This window comes from Janthinobacterium silvisoli (assembly GCF_014200725.1).
GTDB lineage: Bacteria > Pseudomonadota > Gammaproteobacteria > Burkholderiales > Burkholderiaceae_D > Janthinobacterium.
Genome location: NZ_JACHCL010000005.1, coordinates 83507 through 96651, shown reverse-complemented (window position 1 = coordinate 96651; position 13145 = coordinate 83507). Strand labels below are relative to the sequence as shown.

Below are 13145 nucleotides of genomic sequence, written 5' to 3'. Positions count from 1 at the left end.
GCTGGTGGAGGGCGTGCCGTTCTGTCCGTTTTGCGGCCATGCCGTGGCCGGCGTTGCTGCGCCCAAGTTCGTGCCGCCGCCTGTGCCCGTCAAAGCCGAGCCGAAAGTCGAAGTAAAGCCAGAGCCTGTTGTCGTGGCCAAGGTACAGTCAAAGGTTGAAGCCAAGGTCGAACCCAGGGTCGAACCCAGGGCTGAACCCGCGCCTGAGCGCAAGATGGAAGCACCGCCGCCTGAACCCGTGCCCGCCAAAAAATGGCCGCGCTGGCTGGCCGGTTTGATCGTGGCAGGGTTGGCGATTGTCTATATCAATGGCAAGTTCTCCAACAAGCAAGATACCTTGTGTAATGACGCCATCGATAGCGGCCTGGCGCTGGTCGCCAAGGGCAGCCTCGATGGGGCGCGCGTCAAACTGTCGGAAGCGCAGAATGTTTGTACCGGCAAGTCCACTGCCAAGGTGGACGATTTGCAGGCGGCGATCAGCAAAGCCGTAGTGGCCTCGGGCGGCTGCCAGCGCAGCGTGCGCGCCATCGAACGCGATCTGAATGGCCACCGTTTGCAAAGCGCCAGTAAAGCACTGTCTGCATTGGATAGCGATTGCGCGGGTGCATCGACGGTGGACCCGTTGCGCAAGCAGTTGGCACGCCAGCAGGCGGCCGCCGCATCGATCCAGGTGGGCGTGCGCCAGGCGCTAGCTAGCAAGGATAGTGTGGCGGCCAGCAGTGGCATCGTCAAGCTGGAAGCGCTGGACCGCGAATTTCCTGAATTGCCACAATTGAAGGCAGACTTGCAAGCCTTGACGGCCGTGTCCGCTCCTGCGCCTGAGCCAGTGGCGCCGCCCGTGATTGAGACAGCGCCAGCGCGCCCTGTACAAAGTGAACCTGCGCCTCCCCGCGTGGTCGAACGAACTAACCCTGCGCCCGTCGACAATGGCGCGGCCATGCGCAACGAGATGGCGCAATCCTTCCTGCGCGATGCCGAGCGCTCGATGAATGAGGGAAAATTCGATGCCGCCAAGACGTATCTGGACAGTGCGCGCCGCGCCGACCCGAATAATGCGCGCATCGACAGCCTGTCGCGCCGCATCCGTGAGCGCGAGCGGCAAGTGCTGCAGACGGAAACGACGATCAAATAAAAAAACACTCGGGAGTAGCTATGCTGAACAAGACCACCGTGCGGACCACTGCCGCATTGACCCTGGCCGCCATGCTGGCCGGTTGCGCTACCGCGCCCATGAATCAGAATGGCGTGCGCCAGGACAATAGCCAGTATCCGCAGGTTACCGACGAAGACCCTTGCAGCGTAGGCAAGACGGCCGCCGCCGGTGCGGCCGTGGGCGCCTTGCTGGGCGCGCTGGTCAGCGGCAAGAATGGCGCGCTGAAAGGCGCAGCCATCGGCGGCGGCCTGGCGGCGGCCGGTTGCCTGGCCTTCAATGTCAATTCGCGCCAGACCAAAACGGCGGCCCAGGCCGACCGCGACTATATCCGCGCCCGCGGTTCGCTGCCGCGCGAGCCGCAAGTGGTGTCGTACACGCCGCAATTGAGCGCCGGCACCGTCAAGCGCGGCCAGCCGTTCAAAGTCACGTCCGTGGTGGAACTGGTCAATGGCAGTACGCAAAACGTCACCGACGTGCGCGAAGAACTGGTAGTGCTGGACCCGCAAGGCCAGCCCTTCAAGTCAGGCTCGAAAGAACTGTCCAACACCAACAGGACGGGCGGACGCTTTGAAAACTCGTTCGAGCTGACCTTGCCGGCCGGCGTGTCGCAAGGCATGTATGGCGTCAAGACCAATCTGTACGTGAACGGCAAGCTGGCCGCCACGCGCGACATGCGCACGCAGCTGGTGATACTGGACGCCGACAGCAACGCGCCGCAGCTGGCGCTGCGCTAACGTTATTCAGGCACCGCCCAAATAGCCGTACTGGCGCCACGCTTCATAGACAACCACGGCGACTGTATTGGACAGGTTCAGGCTGCGGTTGTCCGGGCGCATTGGCAGGCGGATGCGCTGTTCGGCGGGGAAGCCGTCGCGCAGGGCAGGATCGAGTCCTTTGGTTTCCGAACCGAATACGAACACGTCGCCAGGTAAAAAGGCGACCTCGCCAAACGGACGCGAGCCGCGCGTGGTCATGGCGAACATGCGCGCCGGGTCCGGTTGGGTATCCGCCAGGAAGGCTTCCCAGTTCTTGTGCACCTTCATGTTGGCATAGTCGTGGTAATCGAGGCCGGCGCGTTTCATCTTGGAATCGTCGAGCGGAAAGCCCAGCGGTTCGACCAGATGCAGCTGCGCGCCCGTGTTGGCGCACAGGCGGATGACGTTGCCCGTGTTGGGCGGGATTTCAGGTTCTACCAGAACGACGTGAAACAAGATGCTCTCCTAATTAGTACAACTGTAGTACAACTGAGTACGACTCAAAATAGTCAATGCGGTGGCGTGCGGGCCATCACCAATATCGTTACCTTTGCTGCGCCATGCCGCTTGAAGGCGGCGGCCAGCGCGTCCACCGTGTGGCCGCTGCTCATCACATCGTCGACGATGCCGACATGGCAGCCGCGCACCCTGGCGGTCTGTTCTGGCGCCACGACAAAGGCGCGCGCCAGGTTGGCTTTGCGTTCGCGTGGCGCCACGCCGCTTTGCGCCCGGGTTTCGCGTACCCGGATGGCCAGCCGGGGCAACAGCGGGATGGCCAGCTGGCGCGCCAGCGGACGGGCAATTTCCAGCGCCTGGTTAAAGCCCCGTTCAGCCAGGCGGGCAGGGCCCAGCGGCACGGGACACAGCCATTGCGGCGCTTGCCAGTCTGCCTGGCGCTGCACCGCCTCGGCCAGCAGCTGCGCAAACAAGGGCGCCAGCGCCAGCCGGGCGCCGAATTTCAGCTGCAGCAGCAACTGGTCGACGGGCGCCGCGTAATCGGCCGCCGTGCTGGTGGCGTCATACGCGGGAGGATGGCGCAGGCAGCGTCCGCACAAGGTGGACACATCATCGAGCGGATTGGCGCAGCGGCGGCAGCGTGGGCGCAGCTGGCCCAGGTATTGCTCGCGGCACGGCGTACACAGCACTTGCGCACAAGCGCCGCCGCACAGTGCGCACTGGGCCGGCAGCAGGCTGGCGCCCAGCGCTTGCAAGATCGATTGCAATGCGCTGCTTCCCACCTGGTAAAAGCCGCTCCCCATCGCGATGGCCCCGTTCCATGTACACTGCCGACATTATCTCATCTCACCCGATTGCCCATGTCAGTTCCCACAAGTCCGCCCAAAATGAGTGCGCCCATCGATGCGGTGCAAGTACGCGATTTATTTTCCCGTCCGGCGCGGATTGCGCCATCGGACTTTTTGCGCCGCGAAGTGTCCGCGCGCATGCACGAACGCCTGGAACTGGTGAAAATCACGCCCTTGCGCGTGCTCGATGCCGGTTGCGGTCCCGGTGCTGACCTGGCGCAATTGCATAAAGATTATCCGGCCGCACAAATTATCGGCCTCGATGCATCGCAAGCGATGTTGCAGGCGGCGCGCGCACCGGCCTCCAAGCTGTCTGGCCTGAACCAGTTTCTCAGTAAACTGTTGCCCTCGAAAACAGGCGTGGACTTGCTGTGCGGCGACCTGGGCGACTTGCCGCTGGCCGCCAGCAGCATCGACCTGGTGTGGTCCAACCTGGCCTTGCACTGGCATGCCCAGCCCGACCGCGTGTTTGCCGAATGGCGCCGTGCCTTGCGCCTCGATGGCTTGCTGATGTTTTCCTGTTTCGGGCCCGACACTTTCCGCGAGGTGCGCGACGCGTTTGCGCAAGCCGATTTGTATCCCCATGCATTGCCGTTTGTCGACATGCACGACTTTGGCGACATGCTGGTCGAGACAGGTTTTTCTACGCCCGTGCTGGACATGGAAATCATCACCGTCACCTATGACACGGCGGAAAAATTGCTGGCCGACGTGCGCGCCTTTGGCGGCAATCCCTTGACCACGCGCCGCCGTGGCCTGATGGACAAGGCCGCCTGGCAGCGCATGCTGGACGCGCTGGAAAAAATGCGCCGTCCCGACGGCAAGCTGGGCCTGAGCTTTGAAGTCATCTATGGCCATGCCTTCCGCCCGGCGCCGCGCGTCACGCGCAACGGTGAAGCCATCATCCAGTTTACGCCGCGCAAGCCCTGATCTTTGCAGGCGGCGCCGCCTCGCGCCGCCATTCCATCCTGATCCAAGTAGCAAGTGTTGCAAAGCGCGCCGGCGTTGGCACGGGTGCGCGCACGCGCGCTGATTATTGTTGATGCATTCAACTTTTCTTGCTTATAATCGTTGATTGTTTGTCAGCTTGTTAAGCCATAAAAACAAGTGGCAAGAAAAAAATTATCAAACAAAGCAAGATTATTAGAAGTTACTGCATTAGTATAGTAACCATCTTGCATGCAGGGCCATATTGGCCGTGCAAGAAAAATAGAATTCCAGCATGGTTGTTCGTACAAGACTTTGTGTGTGCAAACAGCATGGGATTTGCTGGTGCTTGGCGCTCGCGGCGGCATGAATGCCGTGATGCTTTCCTGGAGGAGCGGCAGCGGTGTAGTACGGAGCTTTCCGCAGCCGTTTAAAATATCATTATTTTTGGGTGGTTGGGGAAAACATGAAACATGCAAAGCGACTTCAATCGTTGATGCTCGGGCTGTCGCTGACAGCGCTAGGCGTCGGACGATGGGCTATGGCGGCACCGGCTGCCAGCACCTATCCCGGCACCGGCGGTCCCAGGCCGCTCGAGTTGAATCTGCAACCGCCGGCGACACAGATCGCCCATGAGATCTACGATCTGCACACCTGGATGATGATCATCTGCCTGGTGATTTTCGTGGCCGTGTTCGGCGTTATGTTTTATTCCATCTTCAAGCACCGCAAGTCCGTGGGCCACAAGCCAGCCACTTTCCACGAAAGCACCACCGTCGAGATCGCCTGGACCGTCGTGCCTTTCCTGATCGTGATCGGCATGGCGCTGCCTGCCACGCGCACCGTGGTCGGCATGAAGGATACGTCCAACGCCGACCTCACCATCAAAGCGACTGGCATGCAGTGGAAATGGGGCTATGATTATCTGAAGGGCGAAGGCGAGGGTATTTCCTTCCTGTCCAACCTGTCCACGCCGCGCTCGCAAGTGGGTGCGCCGGGCGCGCCGCCAACCGAGAAGCGCGGCGAAAATTATCTGATCGAGGTCGACAATGAACTGGTGGTGCCAGTGCATAAGAAGATCCGCATGGTGCTCACGGCCAATGACGTGATCCATGCCTGGTCCGTGCCCGCGTTTGGCGTGAAACAGGATGCGATTCCCGGTTTCGTACGCGATACCTGGTTCAAGGCGGACCATATCGGCACCTTCCGTGGCAATTGCGCCGAGCTGTGCGGCAAGGAACACGCCTTCATGCCGATCGTCGTGAAAGTCGTGTCTGCAGAAGACTACAAGGCGTGGGTGGATGTGAAGCAAAAAGAAATGGCTGCGCTGGCCGATGATCCGAACAAGACCTGGACCATAGACGAGTTGAAGGTCAAGGGTGAAAAAGTGTACGCGGCCAACTGCGTGGTCTGTCACCAGGCGACCGGCAAGGGCGTGCCGGGAGCGTTCGCCGCGCTCGACGGTTCGCCTGTGGTGAACGGTCCGAAAGCGGAACAGATACATGTCTTGCTGAACGGGCAAAAGAGCGGCAAGTTCCCGGCTGAAATGCCAGCCTGGAAACAACTGTCTGACACGGATATCGCGGCAGTGATCACTTACACGCGCAATAACTGGTCAAACAAGGCCGCAGAAAATATCGTTCAACCAGCCGAAGTCGTGGCTGCACGCAAGTAATCAGGAGCCAGGAGCTGTCTATGAGCACGAGTACTTTGGACCACAGCGGTCACGACGACCACGCACATCATGACCATGCGCATCACGATCACCCAAGCGGCTGGCGCCGCTGGCTGTTTGCCACTAACCACAAGGATATCGGCACGCTTTACTTGTGGTTCTCGTTCATCATGCTTCTGTCGGGCGGCGTGCTGGCCCTGATGATACGTACGGAACTGTTCCACCCTGGCTTGCAGTTTTTCCACCCTGAATTCTTTAACCAGCTGACCACCATGCACGGCCTGGTGATGGTGTTCGGCGCCATCATGCCGGCCTTCGTCGGCTACGCCAACTGGATGATCCCGCTGCAAGTGGGCGCGTCCGACATGGCGTTTGCGCGCATGAACAACTTTTCGTTCTGGCTGCTGCCGCCAGCGGCCCTGCTGCTGGCCACCTCCTTTTTGGTGCCTGGTGGCGCCACGGCTGCCGGCTGGACCCTGTATGCGCCGCTGTCGACGCAGATGGGCCCCGGCATGGACATGGCGATTTTCGCCATGCACCTGATGGGCGCCTCGTCCATCATGGGCTCGATCAACATCATCGTCACCATCCTCAACATGCGCGCTCCCGGCATGACCCTGATGAAAATGCCGATGTTTTGCTGGACCTGGCTGATCACTGCCTACCTGTTGATCGCCGTCATGCCGGTGCTGGCCGGCGCCATCACCATGACCCTGACGGACCGCCACTTCGGCACCTCCTTCTTTAATGCAGCCGGTGGCGGCGATCCTGTGATGTACCAGCATATCTTCTGGTTCTTCGGCCACCCCGAGGTCTACATCATGATCTTGCCGGCCTTCGGCATCGTTTCGCAAATCCTGCCCGCGTTTGCCCGCAAGCCCTTGTTCGGCTACGCCTCGATGGTGTACGCCACGGCCTCGATCGCGATCCTGTCCTTCATCGTCTGGGCGCATCACATGTTTACCACCGGCATGCCGGTGACCAGCCAGCTGTTCTTCATGTACGCCACCATGCTGATCGCCGTGCCGACGGGGGTCAAAGTGTTCAACTGGATCGCCACCATGTGGAAGGGTTCGATGACCTTCGAGACGCCGATGCTGTTCTCGGTGGGCTTCATTTTCGTGTTCACCATGGGCGGCTTTACGGGCCTGATCCTGGCGGTGACGCCAATCGATATCCAGCTGCAGGATACGTATTATGTGGTGGCCCACTTCCACTACGTGCTGGTGGCCGGCTCGCTGTTTGCCCTGTTCGCCGGTTTCTACTACTGGAGCCCGAAATGGACGGGGCATATGTACAACGAGACGCGCGGCAAGATCCACTTCTGGCTGTCGCTGATCACGTTTAACGTGACCTTCTTCCCGATGCACTTCCTGGGCCTGGCCGGCATGCCGCGCCGCTACGCCGATTATCCGGCGCAGTTCACGGACTTCAATATGATTGCCTCGATCGGCGCCTTCGGTTTCGGCTTCATGCAAGTGTATTTCCTGCTGTTCGTGGTCTTGCCGACCATACGCGGCGGCAAGGCTGCCGAAGCCAAACCATGGGAAGGCGCGGAAGGCCTGGAATGGACCGTGCCTAGCCCGGCGCCTTTCCACACGTTTGAAACGCCACCGACAGTGAAGTAATCGAGGTAGCACGGGCTGGCGTGTGCGCCGGCCCGCTTTGAATAAAGTGCCTGCCATGAACGACCATAATACCGAACGTAAAAAACCGAACAACCTGCGCACCGGACTGATACTGGCTGCCCTGGCCGCCTTTTTCTTCCTGTCCGTGTTCGCCAAGCGGCTGTGGCTGTCGTGACGACGCCGGAACAACAGGAAACACGCGGACTGAACCGCAAGATGCTGGGCAAGCTGCTCGTGATTGCCTGCGTGATGTTTGGTTTTGGTTACGCCCTGATTCCCGTCTACAAGCAGATTTGCGAAGTGATGGGCATCAATGTGCTGACGCAAAAAGATGGCACGGTAGCTTACGACAACAATACCCAGGTCGATACCACGCGCAGCATCACCGTGGAATTCGATGGCAATGCGCAGGGGCCATGGCGTTTCCGTCCGGTCGTCTCGTCCATGAAGGTGCATCCGGGCGAGCTGGTCACCGTCATGTATGAAGTAGTCAATACGCAAGACCGTACCGTCAATGCCCAGGCGATACCCAGCTACGCGCCGCAGAGTGCAACACCGCATTTCAAGAAGGTCGAGTGTTTCTGCTTCAAGCAGCAAACCCTGAAACCGCACGAGGCGCGGCAGATGCCGGTGGTGTTCTTCCTCGATCCGGCGCTGCCGAAAGAGGTCAAGACCATTACCCTGTCGTACACGTTTTTCGAGATCGCCGGCTTGAGCAAGGCGCCGGCGCCTTCCGTGCAGCAGGGGAATTTATGAGTGACCAGTCATGAACAAGCCCGCCAAACCGCCGCAAGCCTCGTTCCTGTATTCGCTCAGGGCGGTGGTGTGGTCGTTTACGGGCTTGCGCCGCAAGAGCGATTTCGATACGGATTCGGCCCGGCTCAACCCTGTGCATGTGGTGATTGCGGCCTTGCTGGCCGTGGCTTGCCTGATCGGCATTTTAATCACCATCGTGAAATTTGTCGTTCCATAATCAGTGATTCAATAAGTTCTCTATAACAAATAAAAACCACCCTACAAGTTTTTGAGGAGATGATGATGAGTTCCAACCACGCCGCCGTCCCGTATTATTTTGTGCCCGGGCCCTCGCGCTGGCCCCTGCTGGGCGGCGCCAGCCTGCTGCTGACCATGATAGGTGCCTCGGCCTGGGTCAACGATGTGTCGTGGGGACCGTATCTGAACCTGGCTGGTATTGCCGGCATCTTGCTGGTGCTGTATTTCTGGTTTGGCGACGCGATCGGGGAATCCGAAAAAGGCTTGTATAGCGAACGCATCGACCATTCCTTCCGCTGGAGCATGAGCTGGTTCATCTTTTCCGAGGTCATGTTCTTTGGCGCTTTTTTTGGCGCCCTGTTTTATGCACGCAGCATCTCGATGCCGTGGCTGGGCGACCTCGATCACAAGCTGATCTGGCCAGACTTCTCGGCCCACTGGGGCAATACGGGCCCGGCCGGCACGGTGCAGGACTTCGTCACCATGACGCCGTTCTGGATACCCACGATTAACACTGCCTTGCTGCTGCTGTCAGGCGTGACCCTGACCATTTCCCACCATGCGCTGCGCGCCGGCCACCGCAGCGTCACGGCGCTGTTCCTGTTCGCCACCATAGCTCTGGGCGCCGTCTTCATGGGTTTCCAGGTGTATGAATATGTACATGCCTACAGCGAGCTGAATTTAAAATTGACGTCAGGCATCTATGGCGCCACCTTCTTCATGCTGACGGGATTCCACGGTTTCCACGTGACGATGGGCGCCATCATGCTGTCGGTGATCTTGTATCGCGTGCTGAAAGGCCACTTTACACCCGAGCACCACTTCGGTTTCGAAGGCGCCGCCTGGTACTGGCACTTTGTCGACGTTGTCTGGCTGGGCCTGTACGTGGTCGTGTATTGGTTATAATGACGGGGCAGGGCGCGCTGGCTTGAAGCTTGCGCCTGCGAAAAAAAGCCGTGCCGGGATATCCCGGGTACGGCTTTTTTCTTGGTCTGAAAAGTTTGCCAATGAGGCAATATTAGTGGATGCCCGTCGGCTGGATATAGCCGAGTTTGTACGCCAGCAAGATCAGCAGGAACAGGGCGATCGAAAAGCCCACGCGCATGGCCAGCGCTTGCACGGTGCGGTTGCTCTTGCCCTTGTCGCGCATCAGGAAAAACAGGGCTGAACCCAGGCTGGCCAGGATCAGGATAAAGGCAATCGCGACAATGATTTTCATGGATGGCAAGGCCCTGTTTGAGGAGGTTCCATTGTAATGCGTATACGCTTCCGTTTTAGATGGATCCCCTTTGTTGTAATGCTGCTACTGGTAGCGCTGGGCGTATCGCTGGCGCAATGGCAGCAGCGCCGCGCCGAAGAAAAACTCGCCCGTGCCGCCAAGTTGCAAACAGGTAACCTGGCCGCACCGCTGATGCTGACTGCCGCACCCTTGCCACCCAGCGAAGCTGGCGCCATCGAGTTTCGCCGCGTCAGCGTGACCGGCCACTTTGTGCCCGCCTGGACGGTGTACCTGGACAACCGCCCCTACCAGGGCCAGGCTGGTTTCCACGTACTGACGCCATTTCAGATTGACGGTTCCGGCATGCATGTGCTGGTGGCACAAGGTTGGTTGCCGCGTAACAATGTCGAGCGCACACGCATCCCCGACTACGCGACGCCCACAGGCACCGTCACCATCACCGGCATTGCCCGCCTGAATGCGGGCCACGTGATGCAACTGGGCACGGCACCGCCGCTGACACCGCACGCCATCGTACAAAATGCCGAGATCGCCCAGCTGGCCCATGCCAGCGGATTCGTCTTCCAACCCATTTTGATAGAACAAACAGTCGATGCCAACCACGCGCCAGCCGCCAGCCAGCTTCCCGTACGCGACTGGCCCGCGCCCGACCTGGGAGCAGACAAGCACCGTGGCTATGCATTCCAGTGGTACGCACTGGCTCTGATGGCTTTTTTATTTTTTGTTTTGACAGGATTTCGACGTGCAAACAAACAACCCTGAAATACAGCAAGGCAGGCAGGAACGGCAGGCGCAAAAGAGTGGCCGCCTCAAATTGCTGGCCGTGATCGCCGTGTGTGCTTTCCCGATTGTCGCTTCCTACCTGACGTATTACGTGATCAAGCCCACCGGCCGCAACAATTATGGCGCGCTGATCGACCCGCGTTTGCATCCTATCCCTGAAGCGCAGCTGAACGTGACCGAACTCGATGGCAAGGCTTCGCCGTTGGCACAATTCAAGGGCAAGTGGATATTGCTGCAAACAGGGCCGTCCGATTGCCAGGACGCATGCCAGAAGCAGCTGTTTGCCATGCAGCAGCTGCGGCTGATGCAAGGCAAGGAAATGGAGCGCATCGAAAGAGTCTGGCTGGTAACGGATGCTCAACCGTTGGAAACCATGATCATGCGCGAATTCGACGGCACCAATATGCTGCGCGTGAATAGCGACGCCTTGAAAGCCTGGCTGCCGGTGGAAGCCGGTGATCGTGCCCAGGATCATCTGTATCTGATCGATCCGCTGGGCAACCTGATGATGCGTTTCCCGAAAGATGCCGATCCGGGCAAAGTAAAAAAAGATATCGCCAAGCTGCTCAAAGCTTCGGCGATCGGTTAAAGAAGAGGTTGATATCTACTATGCCTACGATGCATTTTTCTGCACTGGCCCAGCTGGGTCTGACTGGTTTACTGGTGGCCTTGCTGCCGCTGACCGTCGTCTGGATTTCGTCCGACGCGAATAAATACCGCAAGCTGGTCTGGGTTGCCGTGTTTTTGACCATCGACCTGATCATGTTTGGCGGCTTTACGCGCCTGTCTGATTCCGGCCTGGGCTGCCCGGACTGGCCTGGCTGCTATGGTTCGGCCAATCCTTTCCTGGCCCATGAACATATCGTGGCGGCGGAAGCCTTGATGCCGACCGGACCCGTGACGGTGTTCAAGGCATGGGTCGAAATGACGCACCGTTACCTGGCCATGGCGATCGGCGTGCTGATCGTGGCGATGATGGTGCAAGCGTGGCGTCAGTGGCGCAAGAGCAGACGGCAGGAGTTCGCTCCCGCACTGCCGACAGCGCTATTCCTGTTTGTTTGCCTGCAAGGCGCGTTTGGCGCCTGGACCGTGACCATGAAGCTGCAGCCGATTATCGTCACTATTCACTTGCTGCTGGGCATGGGGCTGCTGGCTTTGCTGACCTGGCTGGGCGGGCGCCAGGATAATGCCGTCGCGCCTGTATTGCGCGCCGATGCCGATGTGTCCGTGCTGCGCCCGGTGCGCGCGCTGGCGATTTTCTCGGCCGTGCTGCTGACGGCGCAGATCGCGCTGGGCGGCTGGGTGAGCACCAACTACGCTACGCTGGCTTGCACCGATTTTCCACTGTGTGGCGGCAAGGTGATCCCGGAGATGGATTTTGAACACGGTTTCCATTTGTGGCGCGAACTGGGCAAGACGGCTGCCGGCCACTATCTGCCGTTTTCTGCATTGACGGCGATCCACTGGGTGCACCGCAATTTCGCCTTTTTCGTGCTGCTCGGCATCGGTTACACGGTCTACCGCGCATGGTCCTTGCCGTCGCTGCGCAAACCCGCCCGCTGGATCGCCGTGATCCTGGCCGTGCAAGCCTGCACGGGCCTGGCGACCATTTACCTGAACTGGCCGTTGGCGATTGCTGTGCTGCATAACGGCGGGGCGGCGCTGCTCGTGTTGTTGCTGACCATGTTAAACTACAGGGCTAAATTCCAACTCGATGTTGCGCGGACCTCCGCTTCCGCCGCCGCGACAGTGCCCCCGGCACTCGGCAGTATTTCCCGTACCCCATAAATGACTACTCAGACACTCAGCCGTAAACCTGCCCCTAGAATCGCCCAGTATTGGGCGCTGACCAAGCCGCGCGTGACGCAACTGGCCGTATTTTGCGCCGTGATCGGCATGTTTCTGGCCAGCGACGAGTTGCCGGACTGGCATGCTGTCGTGTTCGGCACCATCGGCATCTGGTTGCTGGCGGGCGCAGCGTTTGCCGTCAATTGCCTGGCCGAGCGTGAAATCGATGCGCGCATGGCCCGCACGGCCCGCCGTCCGATGGCCATGGGCGATATCACCGTCAAGCAGACGGTGGTGTTCGCGCTGGTGATCGGCGGCCTGGGCATGGCGACCTTGTATTACCTGGTCAATCCACTGACCATGTGGCTGACCTTTGTCACCTTTGTCGGCTATGCGCTGATCTATACCCTGATACTGAAACCGGCCACGCCGCAAAACATCGTCATCGGCGGCCTGTCCGGCGCCATGCCGCCCGCGCTGGGCTGGGCCGCTGTCGCCAACGACGTGCCGATGCAAGCCTGGCTGCTGGTATTGATCATCTTTATCTGGACGCCACCGCATTTCTGGGCGCTGGCCATGTACCGCCGTGACGATTACGCCCGTTCCGGCTTGCCCATGCTGCCCGTCACGCATGGCTTGAAGTTTACGCAATTTCACGTCTGGCTGTACTCGATTGCGCTGGCCGCCACCACCTTGCTGCCGTACGCCGTGCGCATGAGTGGCCTGATCTATTTATTTTCCGCCATCGCCTTGAACGCCGGTTTCCTGTATTACTCATGGAAGATGTACCGCCATTACACGGATTTGATCGCGCGCAAGGCTTTTGCTTATTCCATCGTCTACCTGGCGCTCTTATTCGTGGCTTTGCTGGTCGACCATTACCTCTTCTTCTGAGTTTC

At 59.5% G+C, this 13145-nt stretch carries 16 protein-coding genes; 13 read left to right on the top strand and 3 right to left on the bottom strand.

Features of this window, described 5'->3' with window-relative positions; translation table 11 throughout:
• Nucleotides 1–4: 4 nt before the first annotated feature.
• Together HDE75_RS20855 and HDE75_RS20850 are read left to right on the top strand one after the other, a co-directional pair.
• On the top strand, nt 5–1132 hold the full coding sequence (locus HDE75_RS20855) for a hypothetical protein (protein ID WP_183751110.1): 1128 nt from the start codon (nt 5–7) through the stop codon (nt 1130–1132).
• Nucleotides 1133–1152: 20 nt separating this feature from the next.
• Nucleotides 1153–1887: a hypothetical protein gene (locus HDE75_RS20850; RefSeq protein ID WP_183680067.1), complete on the top strand. Its 735-nt coding sequence runs from the start codon at nt 1153–1155 to the stop codon at nt 1885–1887.
• Nucleotides 1888–1893: 6 nt separating this feature from the next.
• On the opposite strand, the gene trmL is transcribed toward HDE75_RS20850, so the two are convergent.
• Both trmL and HDE75_RS20840 read right to left on the bottom strand, forming a co-directional pair.
• Nucleotides 1894–2364, bottom strand: coding sequence for a tRNA (uridine(34)/cytosine(34)/5-carboxymethylaminomethyluridine(34)-2'-O)-methyltransferase TrmL (gene trmL / locus HDE75_RS20845; RefSeq protein ID WP_183680065.1), 471 nt, complete (start codon nt 2362–2364; stop codon nt 1894–1896).
• Nucleotides 2365–2417: 53 nt separating this feature from the next.
• Nucleotides 2418–3167 carry a ComF family protein gene (locus tag HDE75_RS20840; RefSeq protein ID WP_183680063.1) on the bottom strand — a complete coding sequence of 250 codons (750 nt, stop codon included), beginning with the start codon at nt 3165–3167 and terminating at the stop codon, nt 2418–2420.
• A gap of 84 nt (nt 3168–3251) precedes the next feature.
• Here HDE75_RS20840 and HDE75_RS20835 point away from each other — a divergent pair, with 84 nt between their 5' ends.
• The 7 genes from HDE75_RS20835 to HDE75_RS20810 all read left to right on the top strand — a co-directional run bounded on the left by HDE75_RS20835 (nt 3252) and on the right by HDE75_RS20810 (nt 9341).
• A complete protein-coding gene (locus tag HDE75_RS20835; protein ID WP_183680376.1) occupies nt 3252–4142 on the top strand; it encodes a methyltransferase domain-containing protein in 891 nt (296 codons plus the stop codon).
• Nucleotides 4143–4605: 463 nt separating this feature from the next.
• Nucleotides 4606–5814 carry a cytochrome c oxidase subunit II gene (gene coxB / locus HDE75_RS20830; RefSeq protein ID WP_183680061.1) on the top strand — a complete coding sequence of 403 codons (1209 nt, stop codon included), beginning with the start codon at nt 4606–4608 and terminating at the stop codon, nt 5812–5814.
• Nucleotides 5815–5834: 20 nt separating this feature from the next.
• A complete protein-coding gene (gene ctaD, locus HDE75_RS20825; protein ID WP_183680059.1) occupies nt 5835–7442 on the top strand; it encodes a cytochrome c oxidase subunit I in 1608 nt (535 codons plus the stop codon).
• Between the two features lie 55 nt (nt 7443–7497).
• Nucleotides 7498–7617 (top strand): cytochrome oxidase small assembly protein, encoded by a 120-nt coding sequence (locus tag HDE75_RS26605; RefSeq protein WP_221291959.1) that lies wholly within the window; start codon nt 7498–7500, stop codon nt 7615–7617.
• A complete protein-coding gene (locus HDE75_RS20820) occupies nt 7614–8198 on the top strand; it encodes a cytochrome c oxidase assembly protein (protein WP_183680374.1) in 585 nt (194 codons plus the stop codon). The genes HDE75_RS26605 and HDE75_RS20820 overlap by 4 nt, the downstream gene beginning before the upstream one ends.
• Before the next feature lie 10 nt (nt 8199–8208).
• Complete coding sequence (locus HDE75_RS20815) at nt 8209–8415, top strand: DUF2970 domain-containing protein (RefSeq protein WP_183680058.1); 207 nt, start codon at nt 8209–8211, stop codon at nt 8413–8415.
• Between the two features lie 65 nt (nt 8416–8480).
• Nucleotides 8481–9341 (top strand): cytochrome c oxidase subunit 3, encoded by an 861-nt coding sequence (locus tag HDE75_RS20810; protein ID WP_183680056.1) that lies wholly within the window; start codon nt 8481–8483, stop codon nt 9339–9341.
• A gap of 112 nt (nt 9342–9453) precedes the next feature.
• Here HDE75_RS20810 and HDE75_RS20805 read toward each other — a convergent pair whose 3' ends face one another.
• The gene (locus tag HDE75_RS20805) at nt 9454–9654 is read right to left on the bottom strand and encodes a twin transmembrane helix small protein (RefSeq protein ID WP_183680054.1); all 201 of its coding nucleotides are present in this window, start codon (nt 9652–9654) and stop codon (nt 9454–9456) included.
• Nucleotides 9655–9690: 36 nt separating this feature from the next.
• On the opposite strand from HDE75_RS20805, the gene HDE75_RS20800 reads away from it, so the two are divergent.
• The 4 genes from HDE75_RS20800 to cyoE are packed head-to-tail and all read left to right on the top strand — an operon-like array spanning nt 9691 to nt 13140.
• A complete protein-coding gene (locus tag HDE75_RS20800; RefSeq protein WP_183680052.1) occupies nt 9691–10437 on the top strand; it encodes an SURF1 family protein in 747 nt (248 codons plus the stop codon).
• Nucleotides 10418–11047 carry an SCO family protein gene (locus tag HDE75_RS20795; RefSeq protein ID WP_311735147.1) on the top strand — a complete coding sequence of 210 codons (630 nt, stop codon included), beginning with the start codon at nt 10418–10420 and terminating at the stop codon, nt 11045–11047. Before HDE75_RS20800 ends, HDE75_RS20795 begins: the two co-directional genes overlap by 20 nt.
• 29 nt (nt 11048–11076) lie before the next feature.
• A complete protein-coding gene (locus HDE75_RS20790) occupies nt 11077–12246 on the top strand; it encodes a COX15/CtaA family protein (protein WP_183680371.1) in 1170 nt (389 codons plus the stop codon).
• Nucleotides 12247–13140: a heme o synthase gene (cyoE, locus tag HDE75_RS20785; protein WP_183680051.1), complete on the top strand. Its 894-nt coding sequence runs from the start codon at nt 12247–12249 to the stop codon at nt 13138–13140. It abuts the gene before it with no gap.
• Nucleotides 13141–13145 lie beyond the last annotated feature (5 nt).